Origin of the sequence: Streptomyces sp. BoleA5 (assembly GCF_000373665.1) — a bacterium.
Lineage (GTDB): Bacteria > Actinomycetota > Actinomycetes > Streptomycetales > Streptomycetaceae > Actinacidiphila.
This window is the reverse complement of sequence record NZ_KB892124.1, coordinates 228,347-244,550: the sequence shown is the minus strand read 5'-3', so window position 1 is coordinate 244,550 and position 16,204 is coordinate 228,347. Positions and strand designations below refer to the sequence as shown.

General features: G+C 72.9%; 16 protein-coding genes and 1 pseudogene. 11 read left to right on the top strand and 6 right to left on the bottom strand.

Annotated elements, in window-relative coordinates:
- Positions 1–13 precede the first annotated feature (13 nt).
- On the top strand, positions 14–340 hold the full coding sequence (locus tag B085_RS0130965) for a hypothetical protein (protein WP_018562492.1): 327 nt from the start codon (positions 14–16) through the stop codon (positions 338–340).
- Here B085_RS0130965 and B085_RS0130960 read toward each other — a convergent pair.
- Complete coding sequence (locus tag B085_RS0130960; RefSeq protein WP_018562491.1) at positions 335–853, bottom strand: DUF1003 domain-containing protein; 519 nt, start codon at positions 851–853, stop codon at positions 335–337. The two genes, B085_RS0130965 and B085_RS0130960, sit on opposite strands and share 6 nt — an antisense overlap.
- A 117-nt stretch (positions 854–970) precedes the next feature.
- On the opposite strand from B085_RS0130960, the gene ykgO reads away from it, so the two are divergent.
- Complete coding sequence (ykgO, locus tag B085_RS0130955; RefSeq protein ID WP_018562490.1) at positions 971–1,093, top strand: type B 50S ribosomal protein L36; 123 nt, start codon at positions 971–973, stop codon at positions 1,091–1,093.
- A 66-nt stretch (positions 1,094–1,159) separates the two neighbouring features.
- Here the strand turns inward: ykgO and B085_RS0130950 are convergent, their stop codons facing one another.
- Positions 1,160–3,307 (bottom strand): SpoIIE family protein phosphatase, encoded by a 2,148-nt coding sequence (locus B085_RS0130950; protein WP_018562489.1) that lies wholly within the window; start codon positions 3,305–3,307, stop codon positions 1,160–1,162.
- A gap of 241 nt (positions 3,308–3,548) precedes the next feature.
- Between B085_RS0130950 and B085_RS0130945 the strand changes: the two genes are divergently transcribed.
- A complete protein-coding gene (locus B085_RS0130945) occupies positions 3,549–4,412 on the top strand; it encodes a chitosanase (RefSeq protein ID WP_018562488.1) in 864 nt (287 codons plus the stop codon).
- 86 nt (positions 4,413–4,498) lie between these two features.
- Here B085_RS0130945 and B085_RS0130940 read toward each other — a convergent pair.
- A pseudogene (locus tag B085_RS0130940) lies at positions 4,499–4,717 on the bottom strand (GNAT family N-acetyltransferase); the annotation flags it as partial.
- A 46-nt stretch (positions 4,718–4,763) separates the two neighbouring features.
- Positions 4,764–6,293, bottom strand: a complete 1,530-nt coding sequence (locus B085_RS0130935) for a GMC family oxidoreductase (protein ID WP_018562486.1) — start codon at positions 6,291–6,293, stop codon at positions 4,764–4,766.
- Between the two features lie 359 nt (positions 6,294–6,652).
- On the opposite strand from B085_RS0130935, the gene B085_RS0130930 reads away from it, so the two are divergent.
- The 4 genes from B085_RS0130930 to B085_RS0130915 all read left to right on the top strand — a co-directional run bounded on the left by B085_RS0130930 (position 6,653) and on the right by B085_RS0130915 (position 9,567).
- The gene (locus tag B085_RS0130930) at positions 6,653–8,044 is read left to right on the top strand and encodes an OFA family MFS transporter (protein WP_026251625.1); all 1,392 of its coding nucleotides are present in this window, start codon (positions 6,653–6,655) and stop codon (positions 8,042–8,044) included.
- A complete protein-coding gene (locus tag B085_RS50200) occupies positions 8,041–8,199 on the top strand; it encodes an MFS transporter small subunit (RefSeq protein WP_018562484.1) in 159 nt (52 codons plus the stop codon). Before B085_RS0130930 ends, B085_RS50200 begins: the two co-directional genes overlap by 4 nt.
- A 176-nt stretch (positions 8,200–8,375) precedes the next feature.
- Positions 8,376–8,642, top strand: coding sequence for a hypothetical protein (locus tag B085_RS44325; protein WP_018562483.1), 267 nt, complete (start codon positions 8,376–8,378; stop codon positions 8,640–8,642).
- An 88-nt stretch (positions 8,643–8,730) separates the two neighbouring features.
- Positions 8,731–9,567 (top strand): endo alpha-1,4 polygalactosaminidase, encoded by an 837-nt coding sequence (locus B085_RS0130915; protein ID WP_018562482.1) that lies wholly within the window; start codon positions 8,731–8,733, stop codon positions 9,565–9,567.
- A gap of 331 nt (positions 9,568–9,898) precedes the next feature.
- Here B085_RS0130915 and B085_RS0130910 read toward each other — a convergent pair whose 3' ends face one another.
- Positions 9,899–10,714 (bottom strand): helix-turn-helix transcriptional regulator, encoded by an 816-nt coding sequence (locus tag B085_RS0130910; RefSeq protein ID WP_018562481.1) that lies wholly within the window; start codon positions 10,712–10,714, stop codon positions 9,899–9,901.
- 70 nt (positions 10,715–10,784) lie between these two features.
- Between B085_RS0130910 and B085_RS0130905 the strand changes: the two genes are divergently transcribed.
- Positions 10,785–11,498, top strand: coding sequence for an SDR family oxidoreductase (locus tag B085_RS0130905; RefSeq protein WP_018562480.1), 714 nt, complete (start codon positions 10,785–10,787; stop codon positions 11,496–11,498).
- Between the two features lie 414 nt (positions 11,499–11,912).
- Here the strand turns inward: B085_RS0130905 and B085_RS0130900 are convergent, their stop codons facing one another.
- Positions 11,913–12,416 carry a helix-turn-helix transcriptional regulator gene (locus B085_RS0130900; RefSeq protein ID WP_026251624.1) on the bottom strand — a complete coding sequence of 168 codons (504 nt, stop codon included), beginning with the start codon at positions 12,414–12,416 and terminating at the stop codon, positions 11,913–11,915.
- Between the two features lie 173 nt (positions 12,417–12,589).
- Here B085_RS0130900 and B085_RS0130895 point away from each other — a divergent pair, with 173 nt between their 5' ends.
- The 3 genes from B085_RS0130895 (at position 12,590) to B085_RS0130885 (ending at position 16,204) form a co-directional block, all read left to right on the top strand.
- Positions 12,590–12,946 (top strand): DUF427 domain-containing protein, encoded by a 357-nt coding sequence (locus tag B085_RS0130895; protein WP_018562479.1) that lies wholly within the window; start codon positions 12,590–12,592, stop codon positions 12,944–12,946.
- A gap of 145 nt (positions 12,947–13,091) precedes the next feature.
- Entirely contained in the window at positions 13,092–14,750 is a 1,659-nt protein-coding gene (locus tag B085_RS0130890; RefSeq protein WP_018562478.1) for an FAD-dependent oxidoreductase, read from the top strand.
- Complete coding sequence (locus tag B085_RS0130885) at positions 14,747–16,204, top strand: ATP-binding protein (RefSeq protein ID WP_018562477.1); 1,458 nt, start codon at positions 14,747–14,749, stop codon at positions 16,202–16,204. Before B085_RS0130890 ends, B085_RS0130885 begins: the two co-directional genes overlap by 4 nt.

Genomic DNA, 16,204 nt, shown 5'->3' with positions numbered 1-16,204 from the left:
GAGGGGAAGGGCCATGACGGACCGTCCGGACCGCCCGCGCGAGGACGCGCCGACGCACCACCCGGGCTTCAGCAGTCCCGGGTTCTCCACGTCCGCCGACGGCCCCGGCCCGGAACCCGGCGCCGGGGACGGCGCGGCGGTTCCGCCGCCCCCGCGGATCCCGGAGTACGAGGTCCCGGAGCCGGAGGTCGCGGACATCGCGGAACCCGGATTCGAGTCGCCGGGTTTCGAGTCTCCCGGTTTCGAGTCGCCGGGTTTCCGCGGGCCCGGGTACTCCAGCCCGGACTTCACCAGCCCGGGCCCGCCGCGCGACGCGGACCGGGACAACGAGGGCTCATGAGGCGGGCGGCTTCGCGGCCGGTGGCGCGGCCGGGGAGGTGACGCCCATGCGGGCCCGGCTCTCGGCGACGAGCTGCTGGACGTTCCGCTCGACCTCCTCGGGGTCGAGGCCGAGGGCCCGGCCTATGTGCGAGGACCAGACCTCGGAGCGCACGTTCGTCTCGAAGGCGAGGTCGGCGCGGATGTTGTCGCGTGCGGCCTGCCGGTTCTGGCTGACCATGACGAAGGTCGAGAGGAAGATCGCCTCCAAGCTGACGATCATGGTGAGCAGCCCGAACGGGTAGGGGTCGAAGATTCCGCCGGGCCCCGCGAGCCCCTGGTTCAGCAGGATCCAGACCGCGAACCAGAGGATGTGCACGTAGACGAAGGCCATCGAGCCGGCGAAGGCGGTGATCGCGTCCGCGACCCGGTCCTGCGCGCCCCTCCCGCGGGCGAAGAGGACCCGCTCGTGCGGGGAGCGGACCAGCGGGTGCGGCGGCGAGGGGACGGCGGGGCCGTCGGCGAGGGAACTCATGGGCCTCATCCTGCCCCCGGCCCCGCGCGGCCACGGCACCGGGAAGCGGCGGGAAGAAACCGCGCCCTCCCCGCGTTGGCATGGGCGGATCAAGAACCGCCCGAAAGGAGGCGACCGGTGAAGGTACGTGCCTCGCTGCGTTCCCTCAAGAACGCCCCCGGCTCGCAGATCGTCCGCCGTCGCGGCCGTGTCTACGTGATCAACAAGAGGGACCCCCGCTTCAAGGCCCGCCAGGGCTGACCCGCGGAACACCACGGGCGCCGCGCACCGTCCCAGGACGGCGCGCGGCGCCCGTTCGCGCACCCGTCACCGGGACCGGCTCCGGGAGCGCAGCAGGAGCAGCGCGATGTCGTCGGTGCGCAGCCGGCGCTCGGAGGTGAGGGCGAGCACGCCGTCGGCGACCCGGTCGAGCGGCAGCCCGCCGGCGGCGCCGAGGTGGTCCGAGAGGGCGGCCAGTTCCGCGTCGACGTCCGTCCCCGGACACTCGACCAGGCCGTCCGTGTAGAGCATGAGCACCGATCCCGGGGGGAACGGGAACTCGACGGTGCGGTAAACCGCCTCCGCGTCGATGCCCAGCAGCGGGCCCTGGGCGAGGTCGAGCGGCCGCACACGGCCGTCCGGCTCCCGCAGCAGCGGCTGCGGATGGCCCGCGCCCGCCGCCATCAGCCGTTTCCCGTCCGGGTCGAGGTGGAGGTAGACGCAGCTGGCGAGCAGCTCCACGTCCAGGTCCAGCAGCAGCCGGTTGGTGCACTCCATCACCTGGCCGGGCGACTGCCCGACGGCGGAGTACGCCCGGACCGCCGTGCGGACCTGGCCCATCAGGCCGGCCGCGGTGACGTTGTGGCCCTGCACGTCGCCGATCACGGCGGCGGGCCGGTCCCCCACGCGGAGCAGGTCGTAGAAGTCGCCGCCGATGTCCATGCCCTCGGTGCCCGCGAGGTACCGCGCGGCCGCCTCGAGGCCGGGGAGCTCCGGCAGGGTCCGCGGGAGCAGCGCCGACTGGAGGCCGTGGGCCAGCCGGTGCTTGGCGTCGTAGAGCCGCGCCCGCTCCAGGGCCTGGGCGACCAGTCCGCCGAGGCTGGTCAGCAGGGCCCGCTCGTCGGCCCCGAAGCGGTGCGGTTGCGGGTATCCGAGTACGCAGGTGCCGACCGGGCGACCGGAGGCGATCAGCGGGAGGTAGGCCCAGGCCGCCATGCCGTCGGAGACCGGCGGGCGGTCGGGGAAGCACTCCCGCATCTCCTGCTCGGACTCCAGGAACGCGGGCGCACCGCTGGCCAGCACCTGGGCGGCGGGGGTCGGCGACGACATCGCCATGCCGTCGCACCGGTCGACGATCGCCGGATCGCGGTAGCCGCGGTGGCCGAGGACGCGCATCCGCCCTGCCTCCGGGGCGACGACGGCCAGTACCCGGCTGCCGACCGCGGGCATGATCTCGTCGGCGACCAGGTCGATCACGTCCTGGACGCAGACGGCCTCCGTGAGCGCCCCGGACAGGTTCACGAGGTGGGAGATGGCCACCAGCCCGACCGCGGGCGGCGCCGCGGCGCGCACGGCTTCGGGTACGGGAGCCTCCGCCGCCGGGCCGCGGGCCGGTGAGATGCGGACGCTGACGCCGTTGCTGCTGGGATGGAGCTGGAAGGTGAGCCAGTCGCCGGGCGGCCGCAGCGCGGTGAACGAGGTGGGCTGCCTGCTGATCAGCGCCGCACGGTGCCGCTCCTGGTGCACGGGGTCCTCCAGCCACGGCAGCGTCCGCCACAACGGGTGACCGAGCAGCTTGCGCACCGGCACGCCCAGTCGGCGGGACGCCGCGCCGTTGGCGTAGGTGACCCGCCCGTCGAGGTCGAGGGAGCACAGGCCGTCCGGCAGCCGGCCCACCATGCGCACCGCCTCGACTGCCGAGGAGACCCCGGCGACGGGGGCGCCGATCTCCACGTCCCGCCCGCGCCGGACCGGCCTGCCCTCGGCGGTCCGCCGCTCCAGGCTGCGGGCGAGCTCCCCGCCGGCGGTGAGCAGGCGCTCGCGCTCCCAGTCGGACAGCTCGGGCGGATGGGCGCCCGGCCAGGTGACGAACACCGAGCCGAAGGCGGTGGCGGCGGTCGCGACGGGCAGCGCGGCGAGGGTGAACGGATAGGGCAGGACGAGCGCGATCCGCGGGTACCGGCGCGCCATCTCCTCCTCGCCGCCGACCCAGACGAGCCGGCGTTCGCGCAGTGCCTCCGCGACGGGGATCGGGGCGCCCAGTCCTACCCGTTCCCATGGCGCGGCGAAGGCGCGCGGCAGACCGGCCATCACGGCCATCTCCAGCACCGGCTCGCCCGGCGCGAGGAGGTAGATCCCGCCCGCGTGCGCCCGCACACCGTCCATCATCGCGAACAGCGCGGGCGCCAGCAGGCTTTCGTCCGTCCACTCCCCGGCATCGGGGTGGGACGGTGCGGGAGGGGGCCCGTCCGGCACGGGTACCACCTCCTCGGTCTCTTCCCGTCCAGACTGCATCCGGGCGGCGGACCGCGCATGCGGGGGCCCGCGAGGTCGGGAGGGCGCGGGCTGCGTTCGGGAGGTTGCCGCCAACTCCCCTGATTCTTCGAGCAGATCACATGCGGCGTTTTTGTTCGAACCTCTTGGCGTTCGACTGGCCCGGTGCTTCAATGTGGCGCTGTTAGGAAGGTTTCCTAACCTCTGACCCACGGAGTCACCCGTGCAGATCCCCCCACACCGTCATGCACGCTCCCTCCCCCGCCGACGCGTCGTCCTCTACGCGACCGCCGCCCTGACCGCGGGCGTCCTGGCCGCCGGCGCCGGCACCCTGGCCTCGGCCGCGCCGGGGCAGCCGGCCGCCGCGGCGGCCGGCGTCGGGCTCGACGACGCGCACAAGAAGGACATCGCCATGCAGCTGGTGTCCAGCGCCGAGAACTCCTCACTGGACTGGAAGGCCCAGTACAAGTACATCGAGGACATCGGCGACGGCCGCGGCTACACCGCGGGCATCATCGGCTTCTGTTCGGGCACCGGTGACATGCTCGAACTCGTCGAGCTCTACACCGACCGCGAGCCGGGCAACCCCCTCGCCCGCTACCTGCCCGCACTGCGCCGGGTCAACGGGACCGACTCGCACAGCGGCCTCGGCTCCGGCTTCGAGAGCGCATGGCGCAGCGCCGCCGCCGACACCGCGTTCCAGCAGGCGCAGAACGACGAGCGCGACCGCGTCTACTTCGACCCCTCGGTCAAGCAGGCCAAGGCCGACGGGCTGCGCGCACTGGGCCAGTTCGCCTACTACGACGCGATCGTGATGCACGGCCCCGGCGAGGACAAGGTCAGCTTCGGCGGCATCCGCAAGACCGCCCTGTCCAAGGCCAAGAGCCCCGCGCAGGGCGGCGACGAGACGGCGTACATCAACGCCTTCCTCGACGCGCGCAAGGCGGCGATGAAGACCGAGGAGGCGCACAGCGACACCAGCCGGGTCGACACGGAGCAGCGCGTCTTCCTGAACAACGGCAACCTCGACCTCAACCCTCCGCTCAAGTGGAAGGTCTACGGGGACAGTTACACCATCAACCAGTAGCCCCCCGCCCAACGGCGTTCCGGGCGGCCTCCCTGACCGGGGAGCCGCCCGGAACGGCGCCGGGCCCGGGATGCGGGGCCTAGCCAGCCGAGTTCCAGGCTGGTGACGCCGTACATGCCCGCCAGGTCGACGTCCGGGACCGGGCCCGTGTACATGCGCGCGGCCTCGAACGAGGGCGTCAGGCCGAGGTGCTCCACCAGGCGCACGGCGGCCTCGTTGGGCTCCCCCGGCGCGGTCCGTGCGAGCCCCATGAGCAGCGCGAGGGCGACCTTCCCCGACGAGGCGTACAGCGGTCCCACGCGGGACGGCCCCCCGGATCCGGCGGTGGGGGCCGGAGCCGGGCCGAGGGGGTCAGCGCCCGAGGAGGTCCGCCGCGCGTTCCGCGATGGCGTAGACCGTGGCGGCGATGTCGCCCGAGGGGATGGCGGGCATCACCGAGGCGTCGGCGACCCGCAGGCCGTCGACGCCGTGGAGGCGCAGGTCCGTGTCGACGACGGCGAGGTCGTCGACGCCGGTCCGGCACGTGCCGACGGGGTGCATGCGGGAGGCCAGGGTGCGGCGTGCGTACGCCCGCAGTCCGGCGTCGTCCTTCACGTCGGGGCCGGGCAGGACCTCGTGGGCGCGCCATCCGTCGAGGGCGCGCGCCTGGCCGATCTCCCGTGCCAGGAACAGCGCTTCGACCATCGTGGCCAGGTCGCGGTCGTCACCGTAGTAGTCGGGGTCGACCAGGGGCAGGGCGCCCGGTTCGGCACTCGCGAGCCTGACGGTGCCGCGGCTGTGCGGGCGCATCGGGGAGACCGCGATCCGGTATCCCTGACCGTCCGGCAGGTCGGCCGCGGGCGTCCGGCATCCCGGGGTGTCGGACAGGAGCACCTGCACGTCGGGGTCGCAGATGCCGAGCCGGCTGCGCACCAGGCCGATGGCCTCGCCGTGGTTGTTGGCCCCGGGCGGAACGGGCCGGGCCGCGCGGTGGACGACGGCGGCCACCGGGTGGTCCTGCAGGTTCGCCCCCACGCCAGGCCGGTCGAAGGCGACGTCGATGCCCTTGTCCCGCAGGTGCGCCCGCGGCCCGATGCCGGAGAGCATCAGCAGTTGCGGCGTCCCGATGGTGCCCGCGGTGAGCACGACCTCGCCGTGGCAGCCGATCGCGACGGTGCCGGGGCGGCCGGCGTGCCCGTACTCCACCCCGGCGCACCGCCGGTCGCGCAGGAGCAGGCGGTGGACCAGGGCACCCGTCACCACGGTGAGGTTGCGGCGGTGGCGGGCGGGGGTGAGGTAGGCGTCGGCGGCGCTCTGCCGCCGGCCACCGACGATGTTGAGGTCGCTCCAGCCGAAGCCCTCCTCCAGACCGGCGGCGATGTCGGCCGCCCGCCGGTAGCCGGTCTGGGTCGCCGCCGTGAGGAGCGCGGCCACGACGGGGTGGGGCGGGCTCGCCGGCCCGACGGTCAGGGGGCCGCCGACACCGCGGAGGGCGGGGTCGCGCCCGGGGGCGTTCTCGCTGCGCTTGAAGTACGGGAGCAGGTCGTCGTAGCCCCAGCCCTTGGCGCCGCCGGCGGTCCACGCACCGTAGCCGGAGTGGTGACCCCGCACGAAGGTCATGGCGTTGATGGCCGACCCTCCGCCCAGGCCGCGACCGCGCGCGAGGGGTGTGGTGGTGCCCGTGGCCGACTGCCGGACGGTGGTGTCGCCCCAGTTCGCGGGCGTCCCCAGCAGCGTCGGCCAGGCGGACGGCGTCGCCGCCGCGGCCGGCGGCCCGTCGCCCCCCGCCTCCAGCAGGAGCACGCGTGCGCCGTCCGGCTCGGAGAGGCGCGCGGCGAGCACACTGCCCGCGGTGCCGCCGCCGACGACCACGAAGTCGTAGCTGTCCGTTATCGCATGCATGGATCACCTCTGACCGGCCACGTCCGGCGTTTCCAGTGATAGCCCTGACCGGCTAACACCGGACACCATAACCCCAACCACCACTAATCGAACAGATCGTTCGTTATTGCCGCCACCACCAATGAATAGGGACGAAACCCAGCGAACCACCGCAGGCGTCCCGGACCCCCGGAGGCGTCCCGAACCCCCTCGATCCCGGGACGCGTGCGCGGACGTGCGCCCCGCCGAAGGCGGGCGCATGCCTCGCGAATCCCGGACACCCCTTCCGCTCGGGCAAGTTCATCGCCAAACGCCCTACCCAGGGATGGATGAAAGTTGTACGGTCCACGGGATCATGTCCCCTCACGGAGGTACTCGCCATGGCGTCAATGGGCGTACCCGACGTCCTCACCCGTGCCCGCACCGTCGCACCGCCGGGCTGGAGCCGCTGGCTGGTACCGCCGGCCGCACTCTCCATCCACCTCGCCATCGGGCAGGCGTACGCCTGGAGCGTGTTCAAGCCCCCGCTGGAGTCCTCGCTCGGGCTGAGCGGCACCCAGTCCGCGCTGCCGTTCCAGCTCGCGATCGTCATGCTCGGGCTGTCGGCCGCGTTCGGCGGAACCCTCGTCGAGCGCAACGGCCCCCGGTGGGCCATGTGCGTCTCGGCCCTCTGCTTCGCCTCCGGCTTCCTCATCTCGGCCCTCGGCGCCGCCACGAGCCAGTACTGGCTGATCGTCGTCGGTTACGGACTCGTCGGCGGCATAGGCCTCGGCATCGGCTACATCTCGCCGGTCTCCACGCTCATCAAGTGGTTCCCCGACCGGCCGGGACTCGCCACCGGCATCGCCATCATGGGCTTCGGCGGCGGCGCGCTCATCGCCTCCCCCTGGTCGACGGAGCTGCTCTCCTCCTTCGGCGCCGACTCCTCCGGCATCGGGCAGACCTTCCTGGTCATGGGCCTGGTCTACGCGGTCTTCATGACCTTCGGGGTGCTGCTCGTCCGGGTCCCCGCGGACGACTGGCGGCCCCCCGGCTGGAACCCGTCGGCCACGGCCGCGCGCCCGCTCGTCACCAACGCGCAGGTGTCCGCACACAACGCGCTGCGCACCCCGCAGTTCTGGTGCCTGTGGGTGGTGCTCTGCATGAACGTGACGGCGGGCATCGGCATCCTGGAGAAGGCCGCGCCGATGATCACCGACTTCTTCGCCGAAACCTCCACGCCGGTGACGGCCACGGCCGCGGCCGGATTCGTCGGCCTGCTGTCGCTCGGCAACATGCTCGGCCGGATCACCTGGTCCTCCACCTCCGACCTGGTCGGGCGGAAGAACATCTACCGCCTCTACCTCGGCGCCGGGGCGCTGCTCTACCTGCTGATCGCCCTGGTCGGCGACGACTCCAAGCCGCTGTTCATCATCGCGGCCGCCGTCATCCTGTCCTTCTACGGCGGCGGGTTCGCCACCGTCCCCGCCTACCTCAAGGACCTCTTCGGGACGTACGAGGTGGGCGCCATCCACGGGCGGCTGCTGACCGCCTGGTCCACCGCGGGCGTGCTCGGGCCGCTGATCGTCAACGCGATCGCCGACCACGAGAAGTCGGCGGGCCGGACGGGACCCGACCTCTACTCCACGTCCTTCGTCATCATGATGGTGCTGCTGGTGATCGGCTTCGTCGCCAACGAACTGGTACGCCCGGTCCATCCGCGGCACCATGACGGACCGTCCGCCGGGACGAAGGCGACCGTCGGACCCGAGTCGGAAGGAGCCGTCCGATGACCGCTTCGAACCCCGCGCCCGCCGAGGCCACCGAGTCCCCCGCCGGGAACGGCCGGCTCCCGCTGATGGCCGTCGCCTGGCTGTGGGTCGGCGCGCCCTTCGCCTACGGCGTCTACGAACTCGTACTGAAGCTCAAGCAGTTGTTCACCGGCTGACCGACTGACCGGAACCCCGGCGCCCGCCACGGGCCGCCCCGTCCTGATGGACCCGGCGGCCCGTGGCGGTCCCGCGTGCGGACGGCCTCCGGACGCACCGCACGGGCGTGTCCGGGTCGCCGAGAACCGCCCGTACCGCGCCGCGGGACGGGCACCGGCCCATGGAGTGAGGAACCATGCCCGACAACAGCCCTACCCGTACCGGCGCGAGCCCCCGCACCCTGGGCGCCGTCGGCCTGATCTGCGCGGTCGCCGGATTCTTCGTCCTCGGCATCGTCCTCGGCCCGGCCGCCGTCGTGTGCGGCCGGCTCGCCATGCGCCGCACGCCCCGGGGCGCCAGGCGGGTGTTCCCGCTGATCACCGTCGTGCTGGGCGCGATCGACACCCTCATCGCCTTCCTCTGGCTCACCGGCGCCCACTGGGACGGCGGCGGGTTCATGTGAGCCGCGGCGCGGACCCGGTCGACGGCACCGCGAGGCCGGACGGGAGGATGGCGGTCCCCCGTCCGGCCTCCGCCGTCCAGGAGCGCGTGTGCCCCTCTCCGACCCGTCTCCGGCGCCGCGTGCCGTCGCCGCCCTGCTCGCGGTCGTGGCGGCCCTCGCTCCGGCGGCGGGATGCGGCAGCGGCGACGGCTCGTCCGCGGGCCCGCGCGTCGTGCCGCCGCGGGCCGGGGCCTCCTTCGACTACCAGATCGGCGGCGGCTACCCGCCGCCCGGCGGTGTGCGGGTGGTCTCCCGCGACCGCACGGACAAGCCCGCCCCGGGCGTGTACTCCGTCTGCTACGTCAACGCCTTCCAGGCCCAGCCCGGCGAGCTGTCCACGTGGCGCGCCCGGGACCCCGGCCTGCTGCTGCGTGACGAGGACGGCGGACTGGTCGTGGACGACGAGTGGGACGAGGCCCTGCTGGACACCTCCACCGCCGCCAAGCGCGAGGCACTGGCGGAGGTCGTCGGCGGGTGGATCGACGACTGCGCGGAGCGCGGGTTCCGGGCGGTCGAGCCGGACAACCTCGACTCCTTCGAGCGCTCCGACGGGCTGCTCACGTCCGCCGACAACGCCGCGTTCGCCCGGCTGCTCGCCTCACGCGCCCACGCCGCGGGGCTGGCCGTCGGGCAGAAGAACACCACCGAACTCCTCCCCCAGCGGTCCGCCATCGGCTTCGACTTCGCGGTCGCCGAGGAGTGCGGCGAGTTCGACGAGTGCGGGCGGTACGCCGCCGCGTACGACGACCGCGTCCTCGTCGTGGCCTACGACGCGGCCGACTTCACGGCGACCTGCCGCCGCTGGGGCGCCCGCCTCGCGGTCGTGCTCCGCGACCGCGACGTCGCGCCCGCCGGGGAGCCGGGCCACCTCTTCCGTACCTGCTGACCGGAGCGAGGCGGCCCCGCAGCGGGACCGGCCGGGGCGGCGAGGCTCCCGCCCTGGCCAGGCCGTTGATGAAGATGGCCGCGACCGGCGCAAGACCGTCCGGGGGCTCGGATTCGGCTCGCCGGGAGAGCCCCTTTCGACGTGCCCCGGCGGCGTGCTGATGAGCCCGGACGATCGTGGAGTCGACCGCGACAGCGCAGTCGAGTTCGCCTTGGAGCCCGCGCGAACAAGCGGCGTGGAAAGCCTCGGCAGCAAGGTGGGCACAGGCCCGGTGAATCTTGAGTTGCGATGCTCTGTGAGGCGTTGGTGGGACCTGTGCGCATCCTTCGTTTCAGGTCGCCTGCGTGGCCAGCCTGCGCAGGGCCCGCACGGCAGGTGATCCGGGGTCGGCCGTCATCAGGACGACTTCCTGGTCATCCTCGGGCACGAGCAGGACGTCGCAGTTCAACCGCAGCGCACCGACCTCTGGATGGTCAAGGGTCTTGGTGCGATGCCCGGGAGCGTGGACCGGGCGCGCCTCCCAGATCTGCCGGAACTCCTCACTGCCGGCGTGCAGTTCGGCCAGCAGCGCGGCCAGCAGCGGGTCATGCGGGTAGCGGTCCGCGGCCCGGCGCAGCCGCGCCACCACGATGTGCCCGAATTCCTCGGCGCTGGAGCTCTCGTACGTCCGCCCCTGGCCCAGGAAGCGGCGTCGGGCCAGGTTCGTCGTCCCGCCTCCAAGGTCGGCGCCGAGCAGTGCTCGGGCCAGGGGGTTCCAGGTGACGACGTCGTACGCCGCGTCAGTGACGATGGCACCGGTCTCCGGCAGCCGCTCCAGCATCCGGGCCACGTGCGGGCGCACCCGCCGCACGGCGCTGATGCCAGGCGGCGCGCTCGAACCCGCCAGGCGGAACAGATGGCTGCGCTCGGCCGGCGTGAGCCGCAGCGCGCGGGCCAGCGCGTCCAGGATCCGGGCCGATGGCCGCGGCCCCCGGGCCTGCTCCAGCCGCGTGTAGTAGTCGACCGACATGTGGGCGAGCTCCGCCACCTCTTCGCGGCGCAGACCCGGCGTGCGGCGGTCGGTGCCCGTCTCCGCCAGGCCGATCTCGCATGGACGCAGGGCCGCCCGGCGGTCCCGCAGGTAGTGCGCCAGCTCCTGCCGCGCCATGTCGCCTCCTCCACTGCCTGGTACAGGCTGTCCCTGGCAGGGCACCCACGACCAGGGAAGTGTGGTTGCCATGAACGAACGCACAGCTCTGGTCACCGGTGCAAACAAGGGCATCGGTAAGTGTATCGCCCAGCTGCTCGCTGCCGAGGGCCTCACCGTGTACGTGGGCTCCCGTGACCGCGGGCGCGGGCAGCGGGCCGTCGAGGAGATCGGAGCCGGGGCCCGTCTGCTGGTCCTGGACGTGACAGATCCCGCCGCCGTCGCACAGGCCGCGGCTCGGATGGACCGTTTGGACGTGCTGGTCAACAACGCCGGCATCTCGCCGTCACTCGCTCCCCCGACCGACACCGGCGTCGAGGAGTACCGGCGCACATACGAGACCAATGTGTTCGGGGTGGTGGCAGTGACCAATGCCTTCCTGCCCGCCCTGCGCCGGTCCCCGAGTCCGCGCATAGTCAACATCTCCAGTGGCACCGCGTCGCTGAACTGGAGCACCACCCCCAACCCCCAGTTCACCCCGGGAAGCGGCGCCGCCGCCTACCGGTCGTCCAAGGCCGCTCTCAATGCCCTCACCGTCCTCTACGCCCAGACGCTGGCCGAGGACGGCTTCAAGGTCAACGCGCTCGCCCCCGGCCTGCGGGCCACTGATCTCAACCCCCGGGCCGCCGCTGCCGGCGGTGACCCGGCCGAGGCCGCGCAGGGTGCCCTCCGCCTGGCCCTGCTGCCGGACGACGGCCCCACCGGTGGCTTCTTCTCCTGGGACGGAACGCCCGTGCCCTGGTGAGTCATTGGCGGCGCCGAGGACGGGTGTCCCAGCCGCGAACCACAAACGCCGCGGCAGCCGAGGCGGCGGGCCGCCGCCAGGCTTCGACCGCGACGCCTGCAAGCACCGCAACACCGTCGAGCGGTACATCAAAGCCTCAAGCAATGGCGCGGTCCGGCCACTCGCCATGACAAGACCGCCGCCATCTACCTGACCGGACTCCACGTCGCGGCCATCTTCATCCTCTCGGCGAGGTGATCCGAAAGAAACGGCCTGGTCCAGGGCCGCGGACGCGCCGGCACGGTCGTTGCGGGCGGGGCGGACGGCGGCGACCGGCTCCACCGGAGCCGGGGGTTCACCGTGGTGGACCCCCGGGACGACCGGGGGCGCCCGGTCCGCGGGGAACAGGCCACCGGCCGCCCGCCACGCCCGGGGTCATGAGGTCGTCACGGCGTACCAGCGGCCGTCGCGCTGGTGGACCAGGTGGTGCGCGGCGAGGCTGTCGATGTGCCGCACGATGGTGGCGGGCTGGTAGCCGACGCTGGCGCTGAGGGCGTCGATGGTCGTCCCGTCGCGGCCGGCCGCGCGAAGCTGCTGGAGGGTCTTGAGAGCCGTACGGGCGAGGCCGGACTCCTCCGGGCCCGACACATCGGGGCGGGGCCCGGCGGGAGGCGGCACGGCGGCCGCGGCAGGCGCCGGGGCGACAGCCGGGGGCGGGACCGTCGGGACCGCGGCCGACCGGTCCGGGGACGTCGCCGGGGGCGCGGCCGGAGCGGGGACGGGAACGGTTGCCGCGGTGCGGGACGGGGCGGGCGAGTCGGGCGAGGCCGGCGGGGTGGCCGTGGCGCCCGTCACGGCGGTTCCGACGGGGGCGACGGGCCTCGGCGTGCGATTGACCGTGCGGTGCTTGCGGCCCTTCTGGTGACGGCGGGTGCTCATCGGGCGGTCCTCCTTCACTGTGATCTTGAAGGGCCAACGGGGGACCGCCGCCGGAGTCACGCAGATGCGTGCATGCGGGGGACCCCCGTCGTCACCGGAGGGGCGCGAGGGGAATGTGCGGCGGCACCGCCGCCGTTGCAAGGGGTCCGGACGGACCCGAGGAAGGGAAGCCCATGCCCCCCACGGACAACCGGCGCGGTCACCGCGTCGACGCGGTACCCGGCACGCAGCACGTGACGGTCAGGATCGACGGGAAGGTGGTGGCCGAGACCCGGCGGCCGGTCCTGGTCCACGAGACCGGACTGCCGGTGCGCTACTACATCCCGCCGCAGGACGTGGACCTCGCGCTCTTCCGCGGCAGCGACACCAACACCACCTGCCCCTACAAGGGCGTCGCCTCCTACTGGTCGTACGGCGACCGCAACGACGTCGCCTGGTTCTACGAGGAGCCGCTGCCGTCGGTGCCGGAGATCGCCGGTCATCTCTCCTTCTACGACACCGTGGCCGAGGTCGCGGTCGAGGAGGCCTGACCGGCCGGACGGTGCGCGTCGGCGCACCGTCCGTCACCACATCGACGACCATGCCCGGGGCATGTGCCGGCGCCCCATGCCCCACTTGAGGCACGACTGTTCGGTTTGCTGCGCACGACGGCCGCCGGGGAGCAATGATGGTCACATGGCGAATCCGACGATCCTGACCGTCGACGACGATCCCGCAGTCTCCCGTGCCGTGGCCCGGGACATTCGCCGCAGGTACGGGGACCGCTACCGGGTGGTGCGCGCCACCTCGGGGGACGAGGCCCTGAGCGCGCTGCGGGAGATCAAGCTGCGAGGGGAACAGCTCGCGGTGATGCTCGCCGACTACCGTATGCCGCAGATGAACGGGGTGGAGTTCCTCGAGGCGGCGATGGACCTGTTCCCGCTCGCCCGCCGTGTGCTGCTCACGGCGTACGCGGACACCAGCGCGGCCATCGACGCGATCAACATCGTCGACCTCGACCACTACCTGCTGAAGCCGTGGAGCCCGCCGGAGGAGAACCTCTACCCGGTGATCGACACCCTGCTCGACACGTGGATCGCCACGCCCGACCCGACGGCGTCCGAGACCCGCGTGGTCGGCCACCGCTGGTCGGCACCCTCGTTCAAGGTGCGCGACTTCCTCACCCGCAACCTGGTGCCCTACCGCTGGCTGCCCGCGGAGGAGCCCGAGGCCGAGCAGCTGCTGAACGCGGCGGGGCTGACCTCCGCCGACGTGCCGCTGGTGGTGACCGGCGACGGGACGACGCTGCTGCGGCCCACGGAGGCCGAGCTCGCCGCCCACGTGGGGCTGAGTACGGTTCCGGCTTCCGACTTCTACGACCTGGTGGTGGTCGGCGGCGGTCCCGCGGGGCTGGGCGCGGCGGTGTACGGCGCGTCCGAGGGCCTGCGCACGGTCCTGGTGGAGCGCCGGGCGACCGGCGGCCAGGCGGGGCAGAGCAGCCGCATCGAGAACTACCTCGGCTTCCCGGACGGCGTCTCCGGCGCCCAGCTGACCGACCGGGCGCGCCGCCAGGCGACGAAGTTCGGAGCGGAGATCCTCAGCACCCGGGAGGTCGTCGCGCTGCAGGCGGCGGGCAGCGGAAGGGTGCTGTCCTTCGGCGACAGGACGTCCATCGCGGCGCACACGGTGGTACTGGCGACCGGGGTGTCCTACCGCCGGCTCGAAGCGCCGGGGCTCGCGGAGTTCACCGGCGCCGGGGTGTTCTACGGCTCGGCCATGACCGAGGCCATGAACTGCACGGGCCAGGAGGTATACATCGTCGGCGGGGCCAACTCGGCCGGGCAGGCCGCCGTCTACTTCTCCCGCAACGCGTGCAGGGTGCATCTGCTGATCCGGGGCGCCGACCTGCAGCGCTCGATGTCGCAGTACCTGATCGACCAGATCGCCGCCATCGGCAACATCGAGGTCCGCCCCTGCACGGAGGTCGTCGGCGGCAAGGGCGGCGACCACTTGGAACAGCTGATGCTCCGCGACGCGAAGACCGGCGACGTGAGCACCGTGGACGCCTCGTTCCTGTTCGTCTTCATCGGCGCCGAACCCCGCACGGACTGGCTGGAGGGCGTCGTCGAGCGGGACCGGCGCGGCTTCGTGATCACCGGCCCCGACCTGATCGCCGGCGGCAGGCGGCCGGCGGGCTGGCCGCTCCCCCGCGACCCGTACCACCTGGAGGCCAGCGTGCCGGGCGTCTTCGCCGCCGGCGACGTACGGGCGGAGTCGGTCAAGCGGGTGGCCTCCGCGGTCGGCGAGGGCGCGATGGCCGTATCCCTGGTGCACCGTTATCTGGAGGCGCAGTGACCACGACGGACCGGCTCGGGCCCGAGCAGCTGCGGACCCTGTTCCTGTTCGAGTCGCTCGGCGAGAAGGAACTGGGCTGGCTGAGCGAGCAGGGCCGGGTGGAGCGGATCCCGGCGAACAGCCCCGTCTACGCCGAGGGCGATCCGGCGACCTGCTTCTACGTGCTGCTGAGCGGCACGGTGTCGCTGGGCCGGCTCGTCCACGGCGACGTGGTGGAGGTCAACCGCACCGACCAGCGGGGCGTGTACGCCGGTGCGACGCAGGCGTACCTCGGGGACCGCGTCGAGCAGACGTACCCCAACTCGCTCAAGGCGGTGACCGACTGCGAGTTCTTCCTGCTCCCGGCCGAGGAGTTCGCCGGGGCGATGCACCGGTGGTTCCCGATGGCGGTGCACCTGCTGGAGGGGGCGTTCTTCGGCTACCGCAAGCAGAACACGATCATCGGGGAGCGCGAGCGGCTGCTGGCGCTGGGCTCGCTGTCGGCCGGGCTCACCCACGAGCTGAACAACCCGGCAGCCGCCGCGGTGCGGGCCACCTCGGCGCTGCGCGACCGGGTGACCGGCATGCGGCACAAGCTGGCGATGATCGCGGACGGCCGGCTCGACACCCGGCAGCTGCACGAGCTGGTCGAGCTGCAGGACGCCGCGATCAAGCGCATGGCGTCGGCGCCCGAGCGGTCGGCGCTGGACGCGGCCGACGCCGAGGACGAGCTGACGGACTGGCTCGACGACCACAGCGTCAACGGCTCCTGGGAACTCGCCTCGACGCTGGTAGCGGGCGGTGTGGACGCCGAATGGCTGGACTCCGTGGTCGACACGGTCGGTGAGGAACGGCTGGAGGCGGCGATCCGCTGGCTCACGTACACCCTCGACACCGAACTGCTCATGGGCGAGATCGACGACGCCGTCACCCGGATCTCCGGACTGGTGGGGGCCGCGAAGCAGTACTCGCAGCTCGACCGCGCCCCGCAGCAGACGGTGGACATCCACGCGCTGCTCGACGCGACGCTCACGATGCTCCAGGCGAAGATCCCCGGTGGGGTGCGGGTCGTCAAGGAGTACGACCGCAGCCTGCCGCAGATCCAGGCGTACGGTGCCGAGCTCAACCAGGTGTGGACCAACCTCATCGTCAACGCCTTGGACGCCATGGGCGGTTCGGGCACCCTGACGCTGCGCAGCTCCTGGGACGGCGCCGACCGCCTGGTGGTGGAGGTGGGCGACACCGGCCCCGGCATCTCGCCGGAGATCCGGCCGCGGATCTTCGAACCGTTCTTCACCACCAAGCCGGTGGGTGAGGGCACGGGGCTGGGCCTGGACATCTCGTATCGCATCGTGGTCAACAAGCACCACGGCGACATCCGCGTCGAGTCCGCCCCCGGCGACACGCGGTTCACCGTGTGCCTGCCGGTCGCACAGCCCGAGACGCAACCGGGGGACGCGGAACTGACGGGCTGA